The organism is Winogradskyella litorisediminis (genome assembly GCF_042675765.1).
GTDB lineage: Bacteria > Bacteroidota > Bacteroidia > Flavobacteriales > Flavobacteriaceae > Winogradskyella > Winogradskyella litorisediminis.
Genome location: NZ_JBHTJL010000020.1, coordinates 31,853 through 56,149 on the forward strand (window position 1 = coordinate 31,853; position 24,297 = coordinate 56,149).

29 protein-coding genes and 1 tRNA gene are annotated in these 24,297 nt (G+C 32.9%); 24 read left to right on the top strand and 6 right to left on the bottom strand.

All coding sequences use genetic code 11. The features are described 5' to 3' along the window. Positions 1 to 9: 9 nt before the first annotated feature. The 17 genes from ACFQ1Q_RS13965 (at position 10) to ACFQ1Q_RS14045 (ending at position 13,618) form a co-directional block, all read left to right on the top strand. Positions 10 to 1,431, top strand: a complete 1,422-nt coding sequence (locus ACFQ1Q_RS13965; protein WP_386132802.1) for an SDR family oxidoreductase — start codon at positions 10 to 12, stop codon at positions 1,429 to 1,431. A gap of 1 nt (position 1,432) precedes the next feature. Further along, the gene (locus ACFQ1Q_RS13970) at positions 1,433 to 1,573 is read left to right on the top strand and encodes a DUF2256 domain-containing protein (protein WP_386132805.1); all 141 of its coding nucleotides are present in this window, start codon (positions 1,433 to 1,435) and stop codon (positions 1,571 to 1,573) included. Continuing rightward, positions 1,555 to 2,853 carry a DASH family cryptochrome gene (locus tag ACFQ1Q_RS13975; protein ID WP_386132807.1) on the top strand — a complete coding sequence of 433 codons (1,299 nt, stop codon included), beginning with the start codon at positions 1,555 to 1,557 and terminating at the stop codon, positions 2,851 to 2,853. The genes ACFQ1Q_RS13970 and ACFQ1Q_RS13975 overlap by 19 nt, the downstream gene beginning before the upstream one ends. A 2-nt stretch (positions 2,854 to 2,855) precedes the next feature. Continuing rightward, positions 2,856 to 4,340, top strand: coding sequence for a cryptochrome/photolyase family protein (locus ACFQ1Q_RS13980; protein ID WP_386132810.1), 1,485 nt, complete (start codon positions 2,856 to 2,858; stop codon positions 4,338 to 4,340). After that, positions 4,333 to 5,826 carry a cryptochrome/deoxyribodipyrimidine photo-lyase family protein gene (locus tag ACFQ1Q_RS13985; protein WP_386132813.1) on the top strand — a complete coding sequence of 498 codons (1,494 nt, stop codon included), beginning with the start codon at positions 4,333 to 4,335 and terminating at the stop codon, positions 5,824 to 5,826. Before ACFQ1Q_RS13980 ends, ACFQ1Q_RS13985 begins: the two co-directional genes overlap by 8 nt. A 97-nt stretch (positions 5,827 to 5,923) precedes the next feature. Beyond that, positions 5,924 to 6,352, top strand: a complete 429-nt coding sequence (locus ACFQ1Q_RS13990) for a hypothetical protein (RefSeq protein ID WP_386132816.1) — start codon at positions 5,924 to 5,926, stop codon at positions 6,350 to 6,352. Continuing rightward, on the top strand, positions 6,349 to 6,624 hold the full coding sequence (locus ACFQ1Q_RS13995) for a TIGR03643 family protein (protein WP_386132818.1): 276 nt from the start codon (positions 6,349 to 6,351) through the stop codon (positions 6,622 to 6,624). The genes ACFQ1Q_RS13990 and ACFQ1Q_RS13995 overlap by 4 nt, the downstream gene beginning before the upstream one ends. Positions 6,625 to 6,680: 56 nt before the next feature. Continuing rightward, positions 6,681 to 7,376 carry a GTP cyclohydrolase I FolE gene (gene folE, locus ACFQ1Q_RS14000; protein ID WP_386132821.1) on the top strand — a complete coding sequence of 232 codons (696 nt, stop codon included), beginning with the start codon at positions 6,681 to 6,683 and terminating at the stop codon, positions 7,374 to 7,376. 4 nt (positions 7,377 to 7,380) lie between these two features. After that, complete coding sequence (locus ACFQ1Q_RS14005; RefSeq protein WP_386132824.1) at positions 7,381 to 7,608, top strand: hypothetical protein; 228 nt, start codon at positions 7,381 to 7,383, stop codon at positions 7,606 to 7,608. Next, positions 7,608 to 8,291: an SDR family NAD(P)-dependent oxidoreductase gene (locus tag ACFQ1Q_RS14010; protein ID WP_386132827.1), complete on the top strand. Its 684-nt coding sequence runs from the start codon at positions 7,608 to 7,610 to the stop codon at positions 8,289 to 8,291. Before ACFQ1Q_RS14005 ends, ACFQ1Q_RS14010 begins: the two co-directional genes overlap by 1 nt. Positions 8,292 to 8,320: 29 nt before the next feature. Continuing rightward, entirely contained in the window at positions 8,321 to 8,860 is a 540-nt protein-coding gene (locus ACFQ1Q_RS14015; RefSeq protein ID WP_386132829.1) for a glutathione peroxidase, read from the top strand. Positions 8,861 to 8,862: 2 nt separating this feature from the next. Beyond that, complete coding sequence (locus tag ACFQ1Q_RS14020) at positions 8,863 to 9,036, top strand: Lacal_2735 family protein (protein ID WP_386132831.1); 174 nt, start codon at positions 8,863 to 8,865, stop codon at positions 9,034 to 9,036. Next, positions 9,033 to 9,497 carry a TspO/MBR family protein gene (locus ACFQ1Q_RS14025; RefSeq protein ID WP_386132834.1) on the top strand — a complete coding sequence of 155 codons (465 nt, stop codon included), beginning with the start codon at positions 9,033 to 9,035 and terminating at the stop codon, positions 9,495 to 9,497. The genes ACFQ1Q_RS14020 and ACFQ1Q_RS14025 overlap by 4 nt, the downstream gene beginning before the upstream one ends. A 1-nt stretch (position 9,498) precedes the next feature. Further along, complete coding sequence (locus tag ACFQ1Q_RS14030) at positions 9,499 to 9,972, top strand: SRPBCC family protein (protein ID WP_386132837.1); 474 nt, start codon at positions 9,499 to 9,501, stop codon at positions 9,970 to 9,972. An 11-nt stretch (positions 9,973 to 9,983) separates the two neighbouring features. After that, positions 9,984 to 11,288, top strand: coding sequence for a cryptochrome/photolyase family protein (locus ACFQ1Q_RS14035; RefSeq protein ID WP_386132840.1), 1,305 nt, complete (start codon positions 9,984 to 9,986; stop codon positions 11,286 to 11,288). A 315-nt stretch (positions 11,289 to 11,603) separates the two neighbouring features. Continuing rightward, entirely contained in the window at positions 11,604 to 12,494 is an 891-nt protein-coding gene (locus ACFQ1Q_RS14040; RefSeq protein ID WP_386132843.1) for a restriction endonuclease, read from the top strand. A 254-nt stretch (positions 12,495 to 12,748) separates the two neighbouring features. Further along, a complete protein-coding gene (locus ACFQ1Q_RS14045; protein ID WP_386132845.1) occupies positions 12,749 to 13,618 on the top strand; it encodes a cyanophycinase in 870 nt (289 codons plus the stop codon). Positions 13,619 to 13,803: 185 nt separating this feature from the next. Here ACFQ1Q_RS14045 and murA read toward each other — a convergent pair whose 3' ends face one another. The 3 genes from murA to ACFQ1Q_RS14060 all read right to left on the bottom strand — a co-directional run bounded on the left by murA (position 13,804) and on the right by ACFQ1Q_RS14060 (position 16,167). Further along, positions 13,804 to 15,120 (bottom strand): UDP-N-acetylglucosamine 1-carboxyvinyltransferase, encoded by a 1,317-nt coding sequence (murA, locus tag ACFQ1Q_RS14050; protein WP_386132849.1) that lies wholly within the window; start codon positions 15,118 to 15,120, stop codon positions 13,804 to 13,806. Positions 15,121 to 15,125: 5 nt separating this feature from the next. Next, positions 15,126 to 15,785 (bottom strand): DUF4290 domain-containing protein, encoded by a 660-nt coding sequence (locus ACFQ1Q_RS14055; RefSeq protein WP_386132852.1) that lies wholly within the window; start codon positions 15,783 to 15,785, stop codon positions 15,126 to 15,128. An 88-nt stretch (positions 15,786 to 15,873) separates the two neighbouring features. Further along, positions 15,874 to 16,167, bottom strand: coding sequence for a DUF493 family protein (locus ACFQ1Q_RS14060; protein WP_386132855.1), 294 nt, complete (start codon positions 16,165 to 16,167; stop codon positions 15,874 to 15,876). An 89-nt stretch (positions 16,168 to 16,256) separates the two neighbouring features. On the opposite strand from ACFQ1Q_RS14060, the gene ACFQ1Q_RS14065 reads away from it, so the two are divergent. The 5 genes from ACFQ1Q_RS14065 to ACFQ1Q_RS14085 all read left to right on the top strand — a co-directional run bounded on the left by ACFQ1Q_RS14065 (position 16,257) and on the right by ACFQ1Q_RS14085 (position 20,796). Then, on the top strand, positions 16,257 to 16,796 hold the full coding sequence (locus tag ACFQ1Q_RS14065) for an AAA family ATPase (protein WP_386132857.1): 540 nt from the start codon (positions 16,257 to 16,259) through the stop codon (positions 16,794 to 16,796). Position 16,797: 1 nt separating this feature from the next. After that, positions 16,798 to 18,690 (top strand): RecQ family ATP-dependent DNA helicase, encoded by a 1,893-nt coding sequence (locus tag ACFQ1Q_RS14070; protein WP_386132860.1) that lies wholly within the window; start codon positions 16,798 to 16,800, stop codon positions 18,688 to 18,690. After that, the gene (gene fmt, locus ACFQ1Q_RS14075) at positions 18,687 to 19,646 is read left to right on the top strand and encodes a methionyl-tRNA formyltransferase (protein WP_386132862.1); all 960 of its coding nucleotides are present in this window, start codon (positions 18,687 to 18,689) and stop codon (positions 19,644 to 19,646) included. Before ACFQ1Q_RS14070 ends, fmt begins: the two co-directional genes overlap by 4 nt. Before the next feature lie 195 nt (positions 19,647 to 19,841). Beyond that, positions 19,842 to 20,114, top strand: a complete 273-nt coding sequence (locus ACFQ1Q_RS14080; protein WP_296345964.1) for an HU family DNA-binding protein — start codon at positions 19,842 to 19,844, stop codon at positions 20,112 to 20,114. Positions 20,115 to 20,241: 127 nt separating this feature from the next. Further along, a complete protein-coding gene (locus ACFQ1Q_RS14085; RefSeq protein WP_386132865.1) occupies positions 20,242 to 20,796 on the top strand; it encodes a YqgE/AlgH family protein in 555 nt (184 codons plus the stop codon). Here ACFQ1Q_RS14085 and ACFQ1Q_RS14090 read toward each other — a convergent pair. Both ACFQ1Q_RS14090 and ACFQ1Q_RS14095 read right to left on the bottom strand, forming a co-directional pair. Beyond that, positions 20,793 to 21,644: an aminotransferase class IV gene (locus tag ACFQ1Q_RS14090; RefSeq protein ID WP_386132868.1), complete on the bottom strand. Its 852-nt coding sequence runs from the start codon at positions 21,642 to 21,644 to the stop codon at positions 20,793 to 20,795. The two genes, ACFQ1Q_RS14085 and ACFQ1Q_RS14090, sit on opposite strands and share 4 nt — an antisense overlap. Positions 21,645 to 21,697: 53 nt before the next feature. Further along, positions 21,698 to 22,090, bottom strand: a complete 393-nt coding sequence (locus ACFQ1Q_RS14095) for an START-like domain-containing protein (protein ID WP_386132871.1) — start codon at positions 22,088 to 22,090, stop codon at positions 21,698 to 21,700. Positions 22,091 to 22,216: 126 nt separating this feature from the next. Between ACFQ1Q_RS14095 and ACFQ1Q_RS14100 the strand changes: the two genes are divergently transcribed. After that, positions 22,217 to 22,290, top strand: a tRNA-Met gene (locus tag ACFQ1Q_RS14100). A gap of 203 nt (positions 22,291 to 22,493) precedes the next feature. On the opposite strand, the gene ACFQ1Q_RS14105 is transcribed toward ACFQ1Q_RS14100, so the two are convergent. Then, positions 22,494 to 22,880 (bottom strand): hypothetical protein, encoded by a 387-nt coding sequence (locus ACFQ1Q_RS14105; RefSeq protein WP_386132874.1) that lies wholly within the window; start codon positions 22,878 to 22,880, stop codon positions 22,494 to 22,496. 88 nt (positions 22,881 to 22,968) lie between these two features. Here ACFQ1Q_RS14105 and ACFQ1Q_RS14110 point away from each other — a divergent pair, with 88 nt between their 5' ends. Then, positions 22,969 to 24,102 (top strand): tyrosine-type recombinase/integrase, encoded by a 1,134-nt coding sequence (locus tag ACFQ1Q_RS14110; protein ID WP_386132876.1) that lies wholly within the window; start codon positions 22,969 to 22,971, stop codon positions 24,100 to 24,102. Positions 24,103 to 24,297 lie beyond the last annotated feature (195 nt).

Sequence of the window (24,297 nt, forward strand, 5' to 3'; positions counted from 1 at the left end):
CTATACAAAATGAAAATACTTTTAACAGGAACCACAGGATATATCGCCAAACGTTTGGCGCTTGTGCTGTTAGAAGAAAATCATGAACTTGTTTGTTGCGTAAGAGATTTAAACAGAATACCTGACGAAATTGAAGAACATCCGAGTTGTACATTTATAAAAGTTGACTTTTTAGAGCCTGAGTTGGCAGAAATTCCATCTGATATTGATGCCGCTTACTATCTCATTCATTCGATGTCTAAAGCAGGTAGCGATTTTGATACTTTAGAAAAGCGTTGCGCTAAAAACTTTAAAGCATTAGTAGAAAAAACCAATTGTAAGCAAGTATTGTACTTAAGTGGTATTGTTAATGACAAATCGCTATCTAAACATTTAAAATCGAGATACAAAGTAGAAAAAACTTTAAAATCTAAACGCTACGCTTTAACCACATTTAGAGCAGGAATTATTGTTGGAAGCGGTAGCGCATCTTTTGAAATTATAAGAGATATTGTAGAAAAGCTACCATTTATGATTACACCGAGATGGCTTAAGACAAAGACACAACCAATTGCCATAAGAGATGTTTTAGGGTATTTATCACAAGCTTTAGGTAATGAAAATTTATACAACAAATCCTATGACATTTATGGACCAGAGGTTTTAACTTACAAACAAATGCTACTTCAATTTGCAGAAGTACGAGGTTTAAAACGAAAAATTGTAACACTACCCGTTTTATCGCCAAAGCTTTCATCGTACTGGTTGTATTTTGTGACCTCGACGTCTTTTCATTTGGCACAAGCTCTTGTGGATAGCATGACGGTAGAAGTCATCGGGAAAAAGAGTGATATTGATAATTACATAAATATTACACCAGTTACGTATAAAAAAGCGGTCGAATTAGCATTTCAAAAAATAGAACAAAATGCTGTAGTTTCAAGTTGGAAAGATGCTGTAAGTAGTGGGCTTTTTCGCAGTCAACTTTCCAAACATATTGAGCTGCCACAATATGGCTGTTTTAAAGACAAACGTTCTAGAAAAGTTATAGATGAGCAATTTACAATAGATAAAATATGGTCTATTGGCGGTCGTAACGGCTGGTATAGTTTTAATCGCTTATGGAAACTTCGTGGATATTTAGACAAGCTTTTTGGTGGCGTTGGTTTACGTCGCGGCCGTACCCATGACAACTATTTAGAACCCGGAGATCCATTAGATTTTTGGCGTGTTCTATTTGCTGACAAAGACGAAAAACGACTACTTCTATTTGCTGAAATGCGACTTCCAGGAGAAGCATGGTTAGAATTTAAAATTGAAAAGGACATATTATACCAGACAGCAGTTTTTAGACCAAAAGGCATTTGGGGCAGATTATATTGGTGGTCTGTATTTCCATTTCATGCCTTTGTTTTTAAAGGGATGATAAATGCCTTAATTGAAAAAGAATAATATGCCTAAAGGAGTAAAAAAAGAAAATTTACCCACAAAAGTTTGTCCTGTTTGCGACAAACCTTTCACATGGCGAAAAAAATGGGAACGCGATTGGGAAAACGTAAAATACTGTAGCGAAAGATGCAAAAAACAAGCTTAGTTTGGTTTAGAAATGATTTAAGAGTTTCAGATAATGTTGTGCTTCAAAAGGCCGTGCAAAACTCAGAAAAAGTTATAGGTCTATACTGTTTTGACCCTAGACAATTTACGCAAAGTGAATTTGGGTTTATAAAAACTGAAAAATATAGAGCCAAATTTTTAATTGAAACCATAGAAAATTTAAAGAACAATCTTAAACCTTTAAAAATAGAGTTATTGGTGTATTTTGATTTGCCAGAGCAAACTGTACCAAATGTTGTTAAGACTCATAATATTGATAAAATCTTTCTTCAAAAAGAATGGACAAAAGAAGAGGTTGATATTGAAAATGCAGTAAAATCAAAGCTTGATAATGACATAACATTCAATACTTTTTTTAATCAGTTTTTATATCATCCTGAAGACATAAATTTTGAAATAAAAAATACGCCACAAGTCTTCACCGTGTTTAGGAAAAAACTTGAAAAATACGTTGATATTAGAAAGGAAGTTTCAATTAAACCACTTTCAGAATCAAATCAAATTGAAAACCATACCAAAATACCAACATTACAAGAATTAGGTTTTTCTGAGTTTGAAACGCATCGAAATACAGCATTTCCGTTTAAAGGTGGAGAAACTGAAGCTCTTAAAAGACTAAAACATTATTTCTTTGAAACCAAAAAACTTGGCGTTTACAAAAAAACAAGAAATGGATTGGTAGGTGTTGATTATAGTTCAAAATTTTCGGCTTGGTTAGCAAACGGAAGTATTTCTGCACGAACTATTTATTGGAAAGTTAAAGATTTTGAATCTAAACACTTCAGCAACCAGTCAACCTATTGGCTCATTTTTGAATTAATTTGGAGAGATTATTTTAAATACGTCTCACTAAAACATGACAATAAAATTTTTCAGCTTGAGGGTATTTTGGGCAAAAATTACCAATGGTCTACCAACAAAAACAAAATAGAAGCTTGGATAAATGGCGAGACCAAGTCTGACTTTGTTAATGCTAATATGATTGAAATTAAAGAAACCGGATGGATGAGCAACCGTGGAAGACAAAACGTTGCATCATACTTTGCTAAAGAATTAGAATTAGATTGGCGCATTGGTGCCGCATATTTTGAGTCGCTACTACTCGACTATGATGTTCACAGCAACTACGGCAATTGGATGTATGTCGCTGGCGTTGGTAACGACCCAAGAGATAGAAAATTTAATGTAGAATTACAAGCAGAGCGTTACGACGAAAACGGAAAGTTTAGAAATCTCTGGTTGCAAAAAACGCTATTTTAATTATGCCTAAAGAACTACAAATTATATTTCCTAATCAACTTTTTAAAACTACAGAGGTTTTAGACAAAGTCGATACCGTGTATTTGGTTGAAGAATATTTATTCTTTAACCAATATAAATTTCATAAACAAAAAATTGCTTTTCACCGGGCAAGTATGAAAGCGTACGCAAAGTATCTTGAGTCAAAAGACAAAACGGTTAATTATGTAGATGCTACTGATAAATTAAGTGACATTAGAGAGTTACTTCCACACTTAAAAAAAGAAGGCGTTGAGACTGTTCATATCCTAAACCCTACAGATAATTGGCTAGAAAAACATATAAATCAATCCTCAGATAATTTAGAAATTAAATTTTACAATAATCCTTTATTTATAAATACTCCCGAAGATTTAAAATCATTTTTTAAACCATCAAAAAAGAAGTTTTTTCAAACTTCTTTTTATAAAAATGAGCGCAAACGACTAAATTTACTTATCGTTGGTGACGATGAACCTGAAGGTGGTGACTGGACATACGATTCTGAAAATCGAAAAAAATATCCAAAGGACAAAACACCACCAAGTCTTCATTTTCCTGATACATCTAAATATCATAATGAAGCCGAAAGTTATGTAAAGGAGAATTTTAAAAACAACTATGGAGAGCTTAATTACTTTATAGTCTATCCAATAGATTTTGAAACTGCAGAAGCTTGGCTTAACCAATTTTTTGAATATCGTTTTCATGAATTTGGGCCTTATGAAGATGCCATTGTTAAAGAAGAACATTTCTTAAATCACAGTTTACTTTCACCACTTATTAACATTGGACTTTTAGAACCAATGAATGTTATTGAAAAAGCCATTGATTATGCTAATAAAAATGATGTGCCTATCAATTCTACTGAAGGTTTTGTGCGCCAAATCATAGGCTGGCGCGAATTTATTAGAGGTGTTTACGAAGCCAAGGGCACTGAAGAACGTACCAAAAATTTTTGGGGGTTTTCTAGAAAAATTCCAAAGTCGTTTTATGACGGTTCAACAGGAATTCCACCAATTGATGATGTCATAAAAAAAGTAAATAAAACCGCTTATGCACATCATATTGAGCGGTTGATGATTTTAGGAAACTTTATGGTACTGTGCGAATTTGACCCAGATGAAGTCTATCAGTGGTTTATGGAATTATTTATAGACGCATACGATTGGGTAATGGTACCAAATATTTATGGTATGAGTTTGTATGCAGACGGCGGATTAATGAGCACAAAACCGTATATAAGTAGTAGCAATTACATTTTAAAAATGAGTAATTACGGAAAAGGCGACTGGCAAGATACATGGGATGGATTGTTTTGGACGTTTATGGACAAACACCGTGATTTCTTTTCTGGCAATCCAAGACTAGGAATGCTCTTAGGTAATTTAGACCGTATGGATAAAAAGAAACTAGAAAGCCATTTTGATGCTGCAGAATCGTTCTTTAAATCATTAGATAATGCCTAACCCAAAAGAACATATTAATGTCGTTTGGCTAAAACGCGACTTGCGCTTAGAGGATAATGAGGCATTATATAATGCAATCAATTCCGATAAACGGTTTTTAATTTTATACGTTTTTGAGCATATTTTGCTTAATGATGTTCATTACAGCGAAAGGCATTTCAACTTTATTAAAGAATCCATCAGAGATTTAAATGAGCGTTTAAAACCATATAATACAAAAGTGATGAGCGTCACCTCAGATGTGGTGAGCGCTTTTAATCATATTCAAGAATTTTATAAAATAGACACCGTTTTTTCGCATGTTGAAACCGGTATTCTAATTACTTACAATAGAGACAAAGAGTTTAAGCGTTACAGCAGAAATAATTTAATTAAATGGGAAGAAAGCAAAAATAACGGCATTGCTCGTGGTTTACTAAATCGGGACGATTGGATGGAAAATTGCGAAGCATATATGCAAGCTGATTTAAAAGATTTTAAACCTAAGGAAGACCAATTCTTAAAACTTGAAGACATTGAAACACTAGAAAAAAATGTCATAGTAACCAACTTAAACACTCCAGAAGATGCGCCTTTTCAAAAAGGTGGAAGTACAACAGCATGGAAATATGCAAACTCGTTTTTTAAAAAACGTCATGAAAACTATATGTTTCATATTTCACAGCCTGAAGCATCTCGTAAAAGTTGCAGTCGACTCTCGCCTTATATAGCTTGGGGAAACGTTTCTATTAGGCAAATATTTAAAGAGGCGCAACGCATAAAGTTACAATCGGAAGATAAACGTCACATCGGAGGCTTTTTATCTCGATTAATGTGGCAAACCCATTTTGTGCAAAAGTTTGAAATGGAACACACCATGGAAAATGCTAGCGTAAATAAAGGCTTCAGAAAATTAAAGAAAAAAGTATCTGACGATTACCAAAAAGCATGGCGAGAAGGACAAACAGGTTTTCCATTAGTAGACGCAAGCATGCGTTGTTTGGTAGAAACTGGTTACATCAATTTTAGAATGCGTGCCATGTTGGCATCTTTTTTTACCCACATTTTGTGGCAACCATGGCAAGATGCATCTGCACATTTATCGCAACATTTTTTAGATTTTGAGCCAGGTATTCATTTTCCGCAATTGCAAATGGCTGCTGGTGAAACAGGTATAAATACACTTCGCATTTATAACCCTACAAAAAATAGTTTAAAGCATGACCCAGATGCTCAATTTATAAGAAAATGGGTGCCAGAATTAGCAAATTTAGATACACCTTTTGTTCATGAACCTTATTTAATGACATCTTTAGAATCTGCTTTATACGATTTTGAATTGGGAAGAGATTACCCTAAACCAATCGTTAACGTTGAAGAAAATAGAAAACGGGCAAGCGATATTCTTTGGAATATGAAAAAAGATCCAGAGGTTGTTCGTGAAAGTTTTAGAATATTAAAACGACATACTTTAAAGAATAGAAATCGCTTATTGCGTTCTGAATAATTTATTTTATCTCGATAAATTAAGCCTTCATAATTCTCTGTTAATTTTTGTTTAACTATAATTAAAATAAGTTAAACATTTTGTATATTTGATTACGATGATAATAAATACAACACATCATAATCCAAAACACAAGCAGATAATTGCTGACATTGTAGGTGACCAGTATTCTTTGGTACAAAAATTGAAGATGAATGGTGTAGGCTCTAAACGCATGATTGTTGGCGATGTTAGTCCCAACATGAAAAACTTAATGAACCGAGTCTCGGACATCAACTATGCAAGTATTGAATTACGACCTAAAGGTATTTTAGTGCGTATTACCCAAGGTTTAAAAAACTTTACTTGGATTATACCTTTTTACCAATTGGTAATTTACAAAACCAATGGTTCTAGTATTCATGCACAAGGAAAATTTATTCATTTTATTGATAGTAAATCCTTTAAAGAAAATAAAGGTTTTTTTCAAAAATTAATGAATGAAAAAATAAAATACGACCAACAATACGCAATGCCAAATTCATGAAAGAATTCACAGACAGAGAAATTGACCGTATTATTGAAATGGCATGGGAAGACCGAACAACCTTCGACGCTATTCAATTTCAGTTTGGGTTAAAAGAACAAGAGGTCATCGACATTATGCGTCGAGAAATGAAGCCAAGTAGCTTCAGGATGTGGAGAGAACGTGTACAAGGACGTTCTACAAAACATCAGAAAAAAAGAAATTTCGATGAAGGCAGATTTAAATGCAGTCGTCAGAGAGCAATCTCAAATAACTCTATATCAAAAAGATAAATCGTGCTTTGATTTAAGCTTGGAGTACTTAAAGACAGCACATAAAAAAGATTACAATGGAAACCAAAACAATTCCTAATTCAAAAAATGGTCACAGTTTAAACGGTATTAATATCGATGACATAGGAGACGACCATTTATTTACTTCACTCGACACGCCGATGAAAGAGAACGCGTTCGAAATGTCAAATGAGGAAAAGAAAAAACGCATTGCGATATTATTCACTGAAATAATGGACGTACTTGGACTTGATTTAACAGACGATTCGCTTCAAGGCACACCAGACAGAGTCGCTAAAATGTATATTGAAGAGATATTTTCGGGATTAGACCCAAAAAACAAACCTAAAGTGGCTTTGTTTGATAATAAATATCAGTATAACCAAATGTTGGTTGAAAAGGATATTACATTTTATTCTAACTGCGAGCATCATTTTGTTCCAATTACAGGCAAAGCTCATGTAGCTTACATCTCATCTGGTAAAGTTATTGGACTTTCTAAATTAAATAGAATTGTGCAATACTATGCAAAGCGTCCACAAGTACAAGAACGTTTAACGCAACAGATAGCAAACGAATTAAAAACAGTTTTAGAGACGGAAGATGTAGCCGTTATAATAGATGCAAAACATTTATGTGTTTCATCAAGAGGCGTTAAGGATAATACGTCTGCAACTGTGACAACTTACTATGGTGGAAAATTTAACACTGCAGAGAAAATAAATGAACTTCAAAATTATATAAACAATTAAAACTATGGATGCAATTAAAAGAGCCATTGAATTCGAAAACAGAAAGTTTTCATTCAAAACCACAAGTGACAGAATTGTAGCAGCAAGAGAAGCGAAGGAGATAATTCTAGCAGTAAATGAAGTATATAAAAAGAAAAAAGACCAAAAATTAATGGACTTAATGAAACGAATTACTGTGATTAAGCAGAAAATTGAAAAACGTCTCAAAGGACGTCCGTTAACCGCAGCATAATGGGTAAATATATAGTAATTGGAGGTAGCAAAGGCATTGGTAGTGCTATTGTAGATAACCTTTTAGAAAACCACGAAGTTATTAATCTAAGCCGCTCCGCTCCAGAGATTTCTCATGAGAATCTCACGCATCACAATTGTGATGTGCTTTCTGATGAGTTCCCCCAAATTTCTGGAGCAGATGGCTTAGTATATTGTCCAGGAAGCATTAATCTTAAACCCGTAAATAGACTTAAAGTCGAGGATTTTAGAGAAGATTTTGAAATTAATGTGATTGGTGCAGTTAAAGCGGTACAACAATATTTACCAATTTTGAAAGAAGGAAAAAATCCAGCAATAGTACTTTTTAGCACTGTAGCATCAGATTTAGGGATGCCTTTTCATGCCTCGGTCGCAGCTTCTAAATCTGCCGTTGAAGGATTTATGAAATCTATTGCGGCAGAATTGGCACCTACAGTAAGAGTGAATGCAATTGCGCCTACTGTTACAGATACAGATTTGGCCTCTAAACTGTTAAGGAATGACCGAATGATTGACAATATGAAAGAACGTCATCCACTTAAAAAATACCTTCAACCACAAGAGGTAGCGGATATGGCGACATTTTTGTTATCAGAAAAAGCTGCATCATTATCAGGTCAGGTTTTTAAAATGGATTGCGGAATAACAAGTTTAAAAATATAACGGCAACAATTGCCAATAAATTAAATATCATGAATCCTTTAAAAACATTTATTGGCACAATAACGGTTTCTGACGATGATGTTGTGCAGAAAGCAAAAGAATCGATTTACGAAATTAAAATTAATAATCTTCAAGGTAAGCCTATTGATTTATCAGCGTTTAAAGGCAAATACATTTTGTTTGTTAATGTCGCTTCAAAATGTGGATTTACACCTCAATACCGACAACTCGAAAAATTGAGTCAAGATTATAAAGATAACTTAGTGGTCATTGGCGTTCCTTGTAATCAGTTCGGTAATCAAGAACCAGGAAATGCAGATGAAATTTCAGAATTTTGTCAAGTTAATTATGGCGTATCATTTCTAATGACTGAAAAAATTGATGTTTCTGGTGTTAACCAACATCCACTTTATAGATGGCTTACTACAAAAGCTGTTAACGGTAAGAAAACAACTAAAGTTAAATGGAATTTCCAGAAATATTTAGTTGATAAAGAAGGAGAATTTTTGGATTACTTCTACTCTATTACAAAACCAAATAATAAAAGAATAACTTCATATTTAGATTAATTATGTTCGGACTTTTCAAAAAAACTTCAGAATTAGAAAAACTTCAGAAAAAATACGAAAAGTTAATGGCTGATTGGCATCGACTTTCTACAACAAATCGTGCCGAAAGTGACAAGAAATATGCTGAAGCAGAAGAAATTTCTAAACGAATTGAAGCCATAAAATCAAAGTCTTGAAAAAGATTTATTACTTCATAATATTTTTAATAATAAACTTTGGTGGACTTGGGTTAGGCATGCTTTTTATGGGCGATGGTCCAGGTTCAGATTGGTATTTAAACTTAAATAGAGCTCCATGGGAACCACAAGGTTGGGTGTTTGGGGCAGCATGGACGCTGATAATGCTATGCTTTTCTTGGTATTTGGCTGAGTTATTTCATTTAAGAAAGTCGCCTTTTATTATTTCACTTTTTATTATTCAATTTGTTTTAAATGTAAGTTGGAATTGGTTTTTCTTCAATTTACACTATACACTAATTGCATTAGTGGTCATTTCGCTGTTAACACTTCTTCTATTATACTTTTTTCTCACATTTAGAAACGAGCGTTTAAAGGTAGCTAAATACCTTTTACTTCCTTATATAATTTGGTTGTGCATTGCAACTTCACTAAACGCTTACATTGTCTTATATAATTAGTATGAAAATTTATAGAAAACAGAGCATTCAAAAATTACCTATTTCATTAGAAGAAGCTTGGGAGTTTTTATGCAATCCGGCAAATCTTGAAAAATTGACTCCACCAGATATGAAAATGACAATTATTTCTGGTGCAGATAGACCAATGTATGCCGGACAAGTATTGCAATATAGCGTTACGCCGTTGCCTGGTTTTAAAACCAAATGGGTAAGTGAAATAACGCAATACGTAGATAAAAATTATTTTGTAGATGTACAGCTTTATGGACCTTACGCGTTTTGGCATCACAAACATTTTGTGCGCGAAATTCTTGGTGGTGTAGAAATGGAAGATATTATAGATTATAAAGTGCCATTGGGATTTATAGGTCAGCTTGTGCACCCTTTTTTAGTAAAACCAAAATTAGAATCTATTTTTAATTTTAGAAAAGAACAGATGACTAAGATTTTTGGCACTTACGACGAAACCAATTAAAATAAACTAACATGAAACAACCTATTAATATATTTTGGTTTAGACGTGATTTGCGTTTAGACGATAATATTGGCTTTTGTGAAGCTCTGAAAGACGACAATCCTGTACTTCCCATATTTATATTTGATAAAGAAATTCTAGACAAACTACCAGAAGATGATGCGCGTGTAACCTTTATATACAATACGCTCCAAAAAATGCGTAAAACGTTGCAAGATGAGCATAATAGCAGTATTGCTATGTATTATGGCAACCCTGAGAGCATTTACAAAGACTTAATTAATGATTATAAAATTGATAAAGTTTTTACCAATAGAGATTATGAGCCTTATGCTAAAGAAAGAGACGAAGCCGTAAAAACACTTTTAGAAGAAAATAATATCGAATTTAAAACTTTTAAAGACCAAGTTATTTTTGAAAAAGACGAAGTCGTAAAAAAAGATGGCGACCCATATGTGGTGTATACGCCATACTCAAAGGTATGGTTAGACCAGTTCGATGAAGATAAACTTAAAATACATTACACAAACTCGTATTTAGATAATTTGGTAGAAAATTCGCGATTACCAAATTTAAGTTTATCAGATATGGGTTTTAAAACCTCGTCGCAGGAAATTAAAGATTATGAGTTGACACCAACCTTAATACAAGAATACGAAGAAACCCGAAATTTTCCAGCAAAAGACAATACATCACGACTCGGACCACATTTACGCTTTGGAACCGTAAGCGTACGCAAAATGGTTAAAAAAGCCATTGCAGAAAGCAATAACACCTTTTTAAAAGAATTAATTTGGCGCGAGTTTTTTATGCAAATTTTATGGCACTACCCAGAAACTAAGGACAATGCCTTTAAATCTAAATACGACCGAATTGAGTGGCGAAACAACGAAGATGAATTTAAAAAATGGTGCGAAGGTAAAACAGGTTACCCATTGGTAGATGCAGGCATGCGCCAGCTCAACAAAACAGGCTTTATGCACAATCGTGTCCGCATGTTGGTTGGTAGCTTTTTATGCAAACACTTACTTATAGACTGGCGTTGGGGCGAATCTTATTTTGCTGAAAAACTTCACGATTACGAAATGTCTAGCAACGTTGGCAATTGGCAATGGGTTGCTGGCTCAGGCGTAGATGCAGCACCATATTTTAGAATTTTTAATCCGACTACGCAAATAGATAAGTTTGATAAAAACAAAAAATATATTAAACAATGGGTTGAAGAATATGACACCGATAAATACCCAGAAAAAATGGTTGACCACAAGGAAGCGCGCGAACGTTGCTTAGAAGTTTACAAAGCTGCAGTGAGCTAATAATTCTGTTAAAAAAACAATGTTTATCTAAATTTTTAATAAAAATTTTAAAATATTTACAATAAAATTAAAATACATACGTTACAAATTAAAGACACATGTGTCTTAGACAGAATAACCATTTCTAAAAACAATTTAAAAAGCTCTGATTTTCAGGGCTTTTTATTTTTATAGAATGCTAAAGTTAATTTTTATATTTACGCTGTTATAGATTACCTAAAACTCTACATATCTTGATAATTAGATTGAATATAGTTAATAAAAGTGAATATATAATTAGTTACCTGCAAGCTGAAAAAACATCGGAACTAAATAATGAACAGTCAGAAAATTAAAAATATTTTAGAACATTTCGATTATCGACTGTTGGAAAATCCTGAATTTAAAGAAGACTCTGTTCGAGAAGAAATAGTTCTGCCAATTATTAAAGGTTTAGGATATACTCCAAACAAACCGAATCAAATTATTCGGAGTAGAAATTTAATACATCCATTTGTTGCTATTGGCTCACAGAAAAAGAAAATTTATATTATTCCAGATTATCTTTTTGAGGTTAATGAAAAACCAAGTTGGATTTTAGATGCAAAGTCACCATCGGAATCAATCATAAAATCGAAAAATGTTGAACAAGCATATTCTTATGCTATTCATCCAGAAGTTAGAGCAAGGTTTTTCTCGCTTTGTAACGGAAAAGAATTTGTTCTGTATAGCGTAGATAATTTCGAACCGATTTTACATTTTCAAATGCAAGCATTACCATTATATTGGGAAAATTTAAAAGCTATTTTATCACCTGATAATGTCTTTTCAACAAACAGCCTTGAATACAAAAAAGATTTAGGGCTACATTTGAAAAGACTTGGATTTGACCGAAATACAATTTTGATTTTTCCACAAATACCAGTTACTAACATAACTCAACTTGACAACGATATGTTTACCATAAATGTTGGAGGAGCTACGTTAGAAAATGAAACTTATGTAGCTACGTTTGATTTTCATTTAGATGTTTTTCGTCAATTTAAAGGCAAAATTCCTGATGAGGCATTCGAATCTTTATTAAAACGTAAAAAAGAAGGACGTATAGCATTTAGATTTCCAGATACAGCATATATGATTGATATTGAATGCGAAATTGGAGAAAAATTGGAAGAAAATGACAAAGAGATTTTCTTACCATTAGAATTAAAGCGTATAATAAACTGAAGAAAAGCCTGCAGGTAACAACGTATATAGCTCATAGCTAATTAGTTGATTAATTCAAAGTTAGGGCATAATTTGCAAGTCCGCCAAATTTTTAAATTTGACGATTTCCAATAAAAAGATAAATAGTAAAATTTAAAAATCTGGCTTGTGCTTAATACGAAAATAATCGCTAATTTACACGCTACGAGCCATACACAAAACCGTTAGCTACAATGACCTAAAGACTCACGTAGAACAATTAAAAACCACAACCATTGAAAATAGCATTCGTACTTTTTATCACACTACTCTTTTCTATTGTAAGTATAGCACAACAAAATAAAGTAACTACGGGAAACAAAAATGGGACGCTTATAGCAATTGGTGGTGGAGATATTGGACACACTACTATTATGAAAGAATTTAAGAAACTGGCTGGTGGAGATTCTGCGAAAATAGTGGTTATACCAACAGCGTTTGTTAAGAACAATGAGATTGATACGTTGCTATTAAAAAGAAATTTCAGGGAATATGGGATTCCTCATATTACTATTTTGCATACCAATGATTCCATCGAGGCAAATACAGATAAATTTGTGAAACCGATTAAAGAAGCTACAGGAATTTATTTTACAGGTGGTAGACATTGGAGAATTGCAGATAGTTATTTAAATACCAAAGTACACAAGGAACTATTAAAATTATTGGACAGAGGTGGCGTAATTGCAGGTTCTTCAGCAGGCGCAACAATACAAGGTTCTTATTTGGCAAGAGGAGATACAAAAAACAATCAAATAATGATGGGAGACCATGAAATTGGATTCGGATTTATCTCAAATATTGCTATTGACCAACACGTGTTAACCCGAAATAGACAGTTTGATATGTTTACAATCCTAGAGAAAAAACCTGAACTTTTGGGTATCGGAATTGACGAGAGTACAGCTATTGTGGTCAAAGGAGATATTCTAGAAGTTATTGGAGAAAGTTATGTTATTATTTATGACAAATCATTCTGGTCCATTGAACGTAATCCATTCGATAAGGAAACTCAAAAAAAACTTCCAAATAAAAACCAATTATTCTATTTTTTGAAAAGTGGAGATACATATAACTTAAGAGACAGAAAAGTCATTCGGGATTAAACATTGTGAATAAACACTGTAGCTAACAACCTATATATCTCATAACTAATCAGTTGCTTAATCGAAGTTAAAGATTTTAAAATAGCGAGTGAACAAAACTTCTGTCCTGGGTAACAATTAGATAATGGTTTAAAATAAAAAAAGCTTCAAATTTTCATTTGAAGCTTTTTTCAAGAAAGAAATTCTTAGTTTCCTTCAATACGCTCAATTTGAGCACCAATAGCTCTCAATCGTGTATCTATATTTTCGTAACCACGATCAATTTGTTCAATATTATGGATGGTCGATGTGCCTTTTGCAGATAATGCGGCGATTAACAAGGAAACACCAGCTCTAATATCTGGAGACGTCATGGTTGAAGCTTTTAATTGAGATTTAAAATCGTGACCAATAATCGTTGCTCTGTGCGGATCGCATAAAATAATTTTTGCGCCCATGTCTATTAACTTATCTACAAAGAATAAACGACTTTCAAACATTTTTTGGTGCACAACTGCACTTCCTCTTGCTTGAGTAAGCACTGTAAGAATAATACTTAATAAATCTGGTGTAAATCCAGGCCATGGCGCATCAGCTATGGTTAAAATAGAACCATCTATATAACTTTGTATTTCGTAGCCATCGGTATGTGCAGGTATGTATATATCATCACCTTTACGCTCAATTGTAATTCCTATTTTTCGGAATACATTAGGTATAACTCCCAAATCGTCCCAACTAACATTTTTAATTGTCAGTTCGCTTTTAGTCATTGCTGCAAGTCCTATCCAACTTCCTATTTCAATCATATCAGGAAGCATTCTGTGCTCTGTTCCACCAAGACTTTCAACACCTTCAATGGTCAATAAGTTAGAGCCAACACCAGATATTTTTGCACCCATGCGATTTAGCATTTTACAAAGTTGTTGTAAATAGGGTTCGCAAGCGGCATTGTAAATAGTAGTTGTGCCTTTGGCTAAAACAGCTGCCATTACTATATTAGCTGTTCCTGTTACAGAAGCTTCATCTAAAAGCATGTAAGTGCCTTTTAACTCTTCTGCTTCAACTCCATAGAAATAATCTTCACGATTGTATCTAAACTTAGCACCTAGTTTTATAAATCCTTCAAAATGAGTATCTAATCGACGACGACCAATTTTATCGCCACCAGGCTTAGGAATATATCCTTTACCAAAACGAGCTAACATTGGGCCAACAATCATTATAGAACCACGCAAACCACGACCTTCAACTTTAAAAGCTTCAGACTCTAAATACTCAAGGTTAACATTTTCGGCTTTAAATGTGTATGTGTTAGCATCTAATTTTTCGATTTCAACACCCAAATTACCTAATAAAGTTATTAGCTTATTAACATCTACAATATCCGGTATGTTACTAATCGTAATTTTTTCGGGAGTTAATAATACAGCACACAAAATTTGTAATGCTTCGTTTTTAGCGCCTTGCGGAGTTATATTTCCTTTTAGTTGGTGTCCGCCTTCTATTTTAAATGTACCCATACGTCTTAGTAACGTTTTCTGTTGTTGGAATATTTTTTCTTGTTATTATTCTTTTTGTTATTGTTGTTATTGCTCTTATTACCATACTTAGATTTGGTACGCAATAAACTATTAGCATCACTAAGCTCTTCGTCGCTATTTTTTAGGTTTATTTTACCATCAGACAGCTCGTATAAATGACTATAAATAACATCGTCTTCAACCGTATCTTTGTTCCAATTAAGAAAACACTTTTTCATGTGATTGGCAATGGTGTAGGTCAATGCTTCTTTCATTTCACCGTCTTCCCAAGTAATAGCCACATCAATCATTGTTTTAATATTGTTTCCGTAAAAACGATATTTTGGGAAATTCTGTGGGTATTTTAAAGGTTCTGGTCTAGCCTGAATGACTTCGCGCTCTGGTTTTTCGTATGGAGAATCAACGTCAATGTCAAAATCTGCCATTATAAAAAGTTGGTCCCAAAGCTTATGCTGAAAATCTGGAACATCGCGTAAATGTGGTTGCAAATTACCCATTACGTTAATAATGGATTTTGCAAATTTATTACGTTCTTCCTTTGTTTCTCTGGACTTAGCGTAGTTTATCATCTTCTGAAGATGACGTCCATATTCTGGAATTATTAAATGTTCACGCTCCGTGTTGTATTCTAAATCGTCTATCAAAATTGTAAAAATGTGTAGTAAATAATATCTGAACCTGAAGTTTCTGGTTCTGCTGCAAAGTACAAAAATTATATGGCGTTTACCAAAATTATAAAGAAATTACGTTTTCTATTTTTTGTGCCACTTCTTTATACTTAGCTATCACTGCGTCAGGGTTTTTCATCTTTACGTTTACAGAGACGCTTGTGTATTTTCCGTTTTTAGATTCTTTGGTATTTATAACAGCACCCAAATTATTAAAAATATCACCTATTTCTATTACTTGAGAAGGTGTTGTAGGCACAATAAATTTATACAAATATTCCGCAGGCCACAAGGTCGTGTCCTGTAATTGCGTTTTTAATTTTTTATAAAATGCTTCTGATTTTTCTGATGAATTCATAATGAAAATTTGAAATGCAAAGATACATTTAAGTTTATACTTTCTCTTTCCTATTTAATTACGAAATTTGTGCCAAACTCATTTTTAATTTGAAGCCAAAAAAAATAGCCATTACTGGTGGTCCAGGAACAGGAAAAACCTCAATTATTAGCTTACTTTTAGAGAAAGGCTACACCTGTTATGATGAAATTTCTAGACAAGTGACACTCGAGGCTAGACAACAAGGCATAGAACAGTTATTTTTAACCAAACCTCTACTCTTTAGCCAAAAACTACTCGAAGGCAGAATACAACAATTTATTGATGCTACTAATGAAGATAAAGCGATTGTATTTCTTGACCGTGGCATACCTGATGTGTTAGCATATATGGATTATATCGGCGATTCATATCCTGAAGAATTTATAGAAGCTTGCAAAAACCATAATTACGATAGCGTCTTTATTTTGCCACCTTGGGAAGATATTTTCACCTCTGACAGTGAACGTTACGAGAATTTTAGTCAGTCTGAAATTATCCATAATCACTTGAGCGAAACCTACAAAAGATTTGGATATAAATTATTAGAGGTTCCTCTTGGGACTGTACAAGAAAGAGTTAACTTTATATTACAGACTTTAGATTTGTAATATGCACCCAATTGAAGTATTAGAACGGTATTGGCAGCACACATCATTTAGACCTTTGCAAGCCGAAATTATTGATGCCGTGCTCAACAATAACGACACCTTTGCTCTACTACCAACTGGTGGCGGAAAATCTATATGCTTCCAAATTCCAGCATTGATACAACCTGGCATTTGCATCGTTATATCGCCCTTAGTGGCGCTAATGCAAGACCAAGTAAATACCTTAAAACAAAAAGGTATAAAAGCCATGGTTATTTCGTCTGGCACGTCTTATAAAGATATCGATACACAATTAGACAATTGTATATACGGCAACTATAAGTTTTTGTATCTATCACCAGAACGACTTCAACAATCATTAGTCCAAGAGCGCATTCAGCAAATGAATGTTAATCTTATTGCCGTTGATGAAGCGCATTGTATCAGTCAATGGGGAAACGATTTTAGGCCAGCATACAACAATATAGCAACGCTTAGAGAATTACAACCTAGTGTTAACTGCATTGCATTGACCGCAACTGCTAAATCTAAAGTGGTTAGTGATATTTTAAAATCTTTAGATTTTATAGATTCTAAGATTTTTAAAGCCTCATTTAAACGCGAAAATATTAGTTATCAGGTTATAAATACCGAAGACAAAAATTACCATTTGCTAAATATTTTGAAACAAAATGAAGGTGCTTCCATCATTTATGTTAGAAGCAGAAAATCAACCATTAACATTAGTGATTTCTTAATTTCTCAAGGGTTTGAAGCCACATTTTATCATGGCGGATTAAACACGGCTGAAAAAAACAAACGCCTAAACCTTTGGACAAATAATCAAAAACCAATTATGGTTGCCACGACGGCTTTTGGTATGGGTATTGATAAAGCAGATGTAAAAAGTATTATTCATTACAATTTACCCGAAAGTTTAGAAAGTTATTACCAAGAAGCCGGTCGTGCTGGCCGAAATGGAAAAGATGCCGTTGCTGTTATTCTGAAAAAAAATGTAGATGAATCTAAATTAAAAGGTCAATTTTTAAGTGCCTTACCATCGGTTGATGCTGTAAAATTTGTGTATAAAAAATTGTGTAGTTATTTTCAGATTTCTTACGGTGAAGGTCAAAATACTGTGCATCAATTAAATTTTAAGACGTTTTGCCACACATATCAATTAAAAACTAGTCTAACCTTTAATGCGCTTAGAATTTTAGACAGCAACAGTATAATTGCGCTTAATCAGCAATTTAATTATAAAACTACGGTGCAATTTTTGGTAAGTAATACTCAGATATTTAAGTATCTCGAAAACAACAAAAGTCAAAACACCATTATAAAAGCGTTATTACGTACTTATGGCGGAATTTTAGACTTTCCGACCAAGATTAATGTAGATTTAGTAGCATCAAAAGCTAGCGTACAAACCCAACAATTATTTGCGGTTTTAAAAGATTTAGAAGCGCACCATATCATAGAACTTAAAATTGCCAATACAGATTCTGAAATTACATTTATAAAACCGCGAGAAGACGAATTGACCATTAACCCAATTATACCAGTAATTGAACAGCAAAACGCACTAAAACAAAGTCAGATAGCTTCAGTAATAAAATACACAAAAAATGATTCGGTTTGTAAACATATTCAATTATTAGAGTATTTTGATGAAACAGAAACTCAACCTTGTGGCAAATGTTCGGTTTGTTTAAATAATACAAAGGTTTTAGAATTAAACTCAAATACCATTAAAACCAAAATATTAGAAATTTTATCTCATGGCGAAAAATCGTCAAGAGACTTATTGGACGCCTTACAGCTTTCGCAATCCGAGTTATTACAAAATATTTCCTTACTATTAGAACAAGGAAAAATTACAATTACAGATAAAAATACATATCAACTCAAATGACAGAAAAAAGAGACATACGCATTGTTTTTATGGGCACGCCCGATTTTGCAGTACATATTTTAAAAACCATCTTAGAACAAAAGTATAAAGTTGTTGGCGTTATAACAGCGCCTGACAAACCTGCTGGTCGCGGTCGAAAGTTGAAATCTTCAGCAGTAAAAGAATTCGCATTAGAACATAATTTAAAAGTACTACAACCTACAAATTTAAAATCGGAAATTTTTGTAGAAGAATTAAAATCACTTAATGCAAATCTTCAAATCGTTGTCGCTTTTAGAATGTTACCAAAAGTAGTTTGGCAAATGCCCGAGTATGGCACTTTTAACCTTCATGCATCGCTGCTACCAAATTATCGCGGAGCAGCTCCAATACATTGGGCGATTATTAATGGTGAAGAAAAAACTGGCGTAACTACTTTCTTTATTGACGAAAAAATTGATACCGGAGCCATAATTTTGAAAGAAGAAACAAAAATTGGTAAAAATGAAACGGTTGGCGAGCTTCATGATAAATTAATGCATTTGGGAAGTGATTTAGTTGTAAAAACTATACAACAGATTAAAGAAGATAGCGTTGAAACCAAAATTCAACCAACTTCTGAAGATTTAAAAACAGCATACAAACTTAACAGAGACAATTGTAAAATTGACTGGAACGAGAATTTAGACACCATATATAATAAAATACGTGGATTAAACCCATTTCCGACAGCGTGGTGTTATCTTAACAATGGTGATGACGAAAATCTGTCTGTAAAATTATACGACGTATCAAAATCTAAAGAATTGCATAATCTTGAAAATGGTGCATTAAAAATTATAGATAAAGAAATAAAAGTAGCCTGTAAAAATGGATTTATTATTATAGAAGAATTACAACTTCCTAATAAGCGAAAAATGGATGCAAAATCACTTTTGAATGGTTATAATTTTGAAAATAATGCAAAACTGCTCTAAAGCCTTATTGCCACTAGGTTTGTGAAAACATCGATAAAATGCACTCCTTTATTAACAAATGCGCTAAGTTATTAACAAAACCGCGTATTTACTAGGGTTTTACTTGCATAGCACGCTAATACATATAAATTTGTTACTGGTTTTAACATTTATGTTGAAGTCCATTCATTTAATAACTTAAAAATTTTTCAATTTATGAACAAAACAGATTTAGTAAACAGCATGGCTGAAAATGCAGGTATCACAAAAGCTGCCGCAAAAAAAGCATTAGACGGATTATTAATTGATATCGAAGGAGCTTTACAAAAAGGTAACCGTGTATCATTAGTAGGTTTTGGTTCTTGGTCAGTTACTCGTAGAGCTGCAAGAGACGGAAGAAATCCTCAAACAGGAAAAACTATTAAAATTAAAGCTAAAAATGTAGTAAAGTTTAAGGCAGGTTCTGACTTAAGCGACGCTGTAAACTAAGCTTAGTTTAATTACAATATTAAAAGCCTGCTTGCAAAAGCAGGCTTTTTTTGTTGATTAATTAAAGCTCTTTTGTATTGATTATCAAAAAAACATTATATTTAAGTAGAGAAACTCAATATTTATTGTGAAAAAGCCAGAAAAAGGAAGTTTACTTATAGCAGAACCATCTATTATTGGAGATATCTCTTTTAATAGAGCTGTGGTGCTTTTGGCGGACCATAACGATTTGGGTTCTGTCGGTTTTATACTCAATAAAAAATTAGATTACAGCCTTAAAGACGTTATAGAAGGTACCGATTCTGAGTATCCTATTTACAACGGCGGACCAGTGGAACAAGACAATTTATATTTTATACACAAGTCTCCAGAATTAATACCTAACAGTATTGAAATATCTGAAGGTATTTATTGGGGCGGAGATTTTGAAACCGTTTTAGAGCTCATAAATACAAATAAAATTGGCTGTGATGATATTAAGTTTTTTCTCGGCTACTCTGGTTGGGCGGAACAACAATTGTTTGATGAGTTAGACTCACAAGCTTGGGTTGTTAGCAAAAACACCTATAGCAATAAAATTATATCAAAATGCTCTACCGAATTTTGGAAAGAAAAAATGCTAGAAATGGGTGGCGAATACTCTATTTGGTCAAATGCGCCAGAAAATCCTAGTTATAACTAACCAAGCCTAATTTTTACATTCAAACTATTTAGTATTGCTTTTGCGGTATCGTTTATGTATTTCTTTTTACGGTAACTACCAATAGATTGAATACCCACAATGGTGTTTGTTATAAATAATTCGTCCGCTTTTTGCAGTTCAAATGGCGAAATTGAGGCTTCTTCAATTGTGTAATTTGGATTGTTTTGTAATAGACTTAAAATTTGTTTTCGCATTACACCCTTTAAACAACCATCTTCTAACGGTGGTGTTTTAATAGATTCACCCTTAACTAAAAACAAATTGCCATTTAAAGCCTCAACTATACTTTTATTTGTATTAAGCACTAAACAGTTGTTAAAGTCATTTTCTTTAGCATATATGCTACCAATGACTTGCAATGCTTTGTTTGTAGATTTTAGTCCAGACAATAATCCAGGTGCTAAATAGAAGTCTTTATATAAATCGACTTTATAATTTTCAAACGGATGAACTTGGTATATTAAATGTTCTAGTGGTTCTGCTACTATATTAAATTGAGGAACCGATGTTTCCTTAGGCAAATACTTTCCGCCTTCACCTCTATCGACATTTAATCTTACACGTGCCGAATTATTAAGATTTGTATTGACTTTTATCGTTTTTAGAATTTCATCTTCAAAAAATTCCATAGTATAATTCATAGGAATTTCCATACGGAGAATACGCATAGATGCCATTAATCTAAAATAATGGTCTTCAAGAAATAGAATTTTGCCATTAACAACACGCATGGTTTCAAACAAAGCATCTCCATATTTATAACCTCTATTGTTTAAAGATACTCTTGCAACGTCGGCTTCAACGATATTTCCATTAAAATTTATCATAAAAAAAATCCCGATTAAATCGGGACAAAGATACTATTTGTAAGTGATTTTTATTAAGCAGAACCTAAAACTTGCTTTAAGCTACCTATCATATTTTCCCAAAGCATTTTAGATTCTTCTACTTCATCTTCTTCGGCAAAATCTGTAATCATTAAAGATACGTCTTTTGTGATTTCATCTACCTGGATTCGGATTTCAAAATAACAAGAGCTACCGTCTTCTTCATCTTCTAACCAACGAAATTTTACGCGCTCACCACTTTTTTTGTTTAATAGTTTTGCTTGTTCTTCGCTGCCATCCCAAATAAAAGTAAAGAGTTCTCCTCTACTATTTACGTTGTCTGCATACCACTCTGACATGCCTGATGGTGTTGAAATATATTGGTATAATAACGAAGGAGATGCGTGGATTGGAAACTCGAGTTCGTATTTAATTTTATCGTCCATAAATGATTTCTATTATTTGCTCAATATATATATAATTATGGTAGTTTAAAATATAAAGACAAAAATATTTTTTGCGGTGTTATGTTTGTCATAGAGATAAATGTTTTTATATTTGCACGCTCAAATGGCGAGGTAGCTCAGTTGGTTAGAGCGTCGGATTCATAACCCGGAGGTCACGAGTTCAATTCTCGTTCTCGCTACAAATCTTAAATAATTCAAAACCAAAGGTTTAGTTCGCGCTAAACCTTTTTTTATGGATACTATTTATGATTTAATTACCTTAGGTTTTCAAAATGAACACGATTTGGAACACGAAGGACTATTCATTTCAGAATAAAATCTCAAAAAAACAATTCTTCTTTTAAAAGCTCATTTAATTTGTTTTTAAATTAAGCTTTAGGAATTAGTTGTTAGTGGTCATATAATCTTGCCAATTAATAAGAACGTACTTTTCAATATTACGTTCTGTAGTCTTTAAAAACCCAAACTCATACACAAAAAGATAAACGTCTCCTTTTTTGTTTTTCCAATAATGGGTAAAGAAATTTGGATTAAAACCTTCTTTTTTGAGAATTTTAGACCTAACTGTTGCTTTTCCGGCTTTATTATATTGTTTTAATATTCTTCGGTTTAGTCTCAACTGATTGTCTACTTTATTGTAAAATCTTTCGGGTTGTTTTTTTTCTCTTTCGTACTGGTGTGCACTTTTGCATTGAGGATCGCAATATTTTTTATCAATCCTTCCAATTAACTCCTTTCCGCAACTGAGGCATTCTTTATATAATCGCATAGTTCAAACTTAAATGTATATTATACGTAAGATATTCGAATATATTACCACTACAAAATCTTTTACTTCTATTTTTGAATTATATATTATGAAACAGACAATTCAAATTACATTAGAACCTGTTACACACAGAGGTATAACTTATGTAGTAATTTCTTTTAAAGAAAATTTAGAAGTAAGAAATTACATTAAAACATTTACGGGCATTAAGGAAAGTTATGCTAACAAAACGCTGTATATTCCTTTTTATGAAGGTGTTATACATCAACTTTTTACGCACCTTAGATTTGAAGGTTATTTTGTAGATTATGAGGCTTTTAAAAAAAGTGACTACGAGCCAAAAAAAGAGGTTACATACATTCCAAATTTTGAATTGCCTGCGTTAAACGAAGATAAAAAGACCGAAATTTCAGGATTTTATAAGTGGCTTCAACAGAAGCGGTTTAGCCAAAATACAGTAAATACTTATGCCGAAGTTACTAGACTGTTTCTTAGATACCTTCAAAATAAAAACATAGACTCAATAACTTCAAAAAGTATAGAACAGTTTAATTACGATTTTATTTTTATTACAAATAAATCTGTATCCTACCAAAATCAATGCATTAGTGGTATTAAAAAATATCTCGAATTTAAAGGTGTTGTCATTGAGGATTTTGAAATTAAAAGACCACAAAAAGATAAAAAATTACCAAACGTACTAAGCAAATCTGAGGTGAAAGCGCTCTTAGATGCTGTAACTAACCTTAAACACCGATTGTTGTTAAGTTTAATATATTCGGCTGGTTTGAGAATTGGAGAAGCTTTGAGCTTAAAGCCAAATGATATTGATATTGAAAGAGGAATGATACATGTAAAAAGTGCCAAAGGAAGAAAAGACAGATACACCTTGCTCGCTCCTACTTTAGTGCCTTTGTTAGAGACATACAAGAGCAGTTACAAACCTAAATATTTTTTATTTGAAGGTCGCTTGGGCGAAGCGTATACGCAAGTAAGCGCCAGACAAGTTTTAAAAAAAGCGCTCCGAAAGGCTGAAATAAGAAAGTACGCCACGCTACATACGTTACGACATAGTTTTGCGACACATTTATTAGAAAGTGGTACGGATATTAGATATATACAAGAATTATTAGGACATAATAGCCCAAAAACAACGATGATTTACACACATGTTTCATCAACTAGTTTAAGTGAAATAAAAAACCCTTTCGACAATCTATAAAAAGTGATTATATTTATCGGAGCGATATTGAATTTTAGAATTTATAGGAATGGAAATAAAAACGAAAAACCATCGTTATCCGACCAAATAAGTTTATTATAAGGTATTCAATAACGCCTATAAACAAGTTGTAGTGCATTTAAAAAATGAACATCCTGAAAATTGACATAAAAAAATCATTGAATCTTGAAAAAC

Bases quoted from the DNA above. Each gene is read 5' to 3' on its own strand.
- ACFQ1Q_RS13965 (WP_386132802.1), top strand. From the start codon at position 10: ATGAAAATACTTTTAACAGGAACCACAGGATATATCGCCAAACGTTTG.
- ACFQ1Q_RS13970 (WP_386132805.1), top strand. From the start codon at position 1,433: ATGCCTAAAGGAGTAAAAAAAGAAAATTTACCCACAAAAGTTTGTCCT.
- ACFQ1Q_RS13975 (WP_386132807.1), top strand. From the start codon at position 1,555: ATGCAAAAAACAAGCTTAGTTTGGTTTAGAAATGATTTAAGAGTTTCA.
- ACFQ1Q_RS13980 (WP_386132810.1), top strand. From the start codon at position 2,856: ATGCCTAAAGAACTACAAATTATATTTCCTAATCAACTTTTTAAAACT.
- ACFQ1Q_RS13985 (WP_386132813.1), top strand. From the start codon at position 4,333: ATGCCTAACCCAAAAGAACATATTAATGTCGTTTGGCTAAAACGCGAC.
- ACFQ1Q_RS13990 (WP_386132816.1), top strand. From the start codon at position 5,924: ATGATAATAAATACAACACATCATAATCCAAAACACAAGCAGATAATT.
- ACFQ1Q_RS13995 (WP_386132818.1), top strand. From the start codon at position 6,349: ATGAAAGAATTCACAGACAGAGAAATTGACCGTATTATTGAAATGGCA.
- folE (WP_386132821.1), top strand. From the start codon at position 6,681: ATGGAAACCAAAACAATTCCTAATTCAAAAAATGGTCACAGTTTAAAC.
- ACFQ1Q_RS14005 (WP_386132824.1), top strand. From the start codon at position 7,381: ATGGATGCAATTAAAAGAGCCATTGAATTCGAAAACAGAAAGTTTTCA.
- ACFQ1Q_RS14010 (WP_386132827.1), top strand. From the start codon at position 7,608: ATGGGTAAATATATAGTAATTGGAGGTAGCAAAGGCATTGGTAGTGCT.
- ACFQ1Q_RS14015 (WP_386132829.1), top strand. From the start codon at position 8,321: ATGAATCCTTTAAAAACATTTATTGGCACAATAACGGTTTCTGACGAT.
- ACFQ1Q_RS14020 (WP_386132831.1), top strand. From the start codon at position 8,863: ATGTTCGGACTTTTCAAAAAAACTTCAGAATTAGAAAAACTTCAGAAA.
- ACFQ1Q_RS14030 (WP_386132837.1), top strand. From the start codon at position 9,499: ATGAAAATTTATAGAAAACAGAGCATTCAAAAATTACCTATTTCATTA.
- ACFQ1Q_RS14035 (WP_386132840.1), top strand. From the start codon at position 9,984: ATGAAACAACCTATTAATATATTTTGGTTTAGACGTGATTTGCGTTTA.
- ACFQ1Q_RS14040 (WP_386132843.1), top strand. From the start codon at position 11,604: ATGAACAGTCAGAAAATTAAAAATATTTTAGAACATTTCGATTATCGA.
- murA (WP_386132849.1), bottom strand. From the start codon at position 15,120: ATGGGTACATTTAAAATAGAAGGCGGACACCAACTAAAAGGAAATATA.
- ACFQ1Q_RS14060 (WP_386132855.1), bottom strand. From the start codon at position 16,167: ATGAATTCATCAGAAAAATCAGAAGCATTTTATAAAAAATTAAAAACG.
- ACFQ1Q_RS14070 (WP_386132860.1), top strand. From the start codon at position 16,798: ATGCACCCAATTGAAGTATTAGAACGGTATTGGCAGCACACATCATTT.
- fmt (WP_386132862.1), top strand. From the start codon at position 18,687: ATGACAGAAAAAAGAGACATACGCATTGTTTTTATGGGCACGCCCGAT.
- ACFQ1Q_RS14080 (WP_296345964.1), top strand. From the start codon at position 19,842: ATGAACAAAACAGATTTAGTAAACAGCATGGCTGAAAATGCAGGTATC.
- ACFQ1Q_RS14090 (WP_386132868.1), bottom strand. From the start codon at position 21,644: ATGATAAATTTTAATGGAAATATCGTTGAAGCCGACGTTGCAAGAGTA.
- ACFQ1Q_RS14095 (WP_386132871.1), bottom strand. From the start codon at position 22,090: ATGGACGATAAAATTAAATACGAACTCGAGTTTCCAATCCACGCATCT.
- ACFQ1Q_RS14105 (WP_386132874.1), bottom strand. From the start codon at position 22,880: ATGCGATTATATAAAGAATGCCTCAGTTGCGGAAAGGAGTTAATTGGA.
- ACFQ1Q_RS14110 (WP_386132876.1), top strand. From the start codon at position 22,969: ATGAAACAGACAATTCAAATTACATTAGAACCTGTTACACACAGAGGT.